Raw genomic sequence first — 270 nt, 5'->3', positions numbered from 1 at the left:
TGCATCTAATAGTATTCCTTATCTGACGCGTAAAGGGCAGATTCGCTACACCACTGCTATGGGGAAACCGACCAACGTTGGTGGTGATTCCTTACAACAACCCTTCTTCTGGACTGGTGAATTCTCATGGGGTTGGCTGAACAATGTATCCCTGTATGGTGGTTCAGTTTTAACAATCCGTGATTATCAATCTCTGGCTGCCGGCGTTGGTTTTAACCTTAACTCATTAGGTTCATTATCTTTTGATGTCACACGATCTGATGCTCAGTT

The 270-nt window shown here is 44.1% G+C and carries 1 protein-coding gene; it reads left to right on the top strand.

The genetic code is table 11. From position 1 onward, the window contains the following. Nucleotides 1-270 (top strand): fimbria/pilus outer membrane usher protein (locus tag FN960_RS24095; protein ID WP_143850817.1); only part of this gene is annotated, 270 nt, incomplete at both ends.

Source organism: Alkalicoccobacillus porphyridii (genome assembly GCF_007293315.1).
Lineage (GTDB): Bacteria > Bacillota > Bacilli > Bacillales > Bacillaceae_D > Alkalicoccobacillus > Alkalicoccobacillus porphyridii.
The sequence above is the reverse complement of the archived record's forward strand: the minus strand, read 5'-3'. Positions and strand labels throughout refer to the sequence as shown.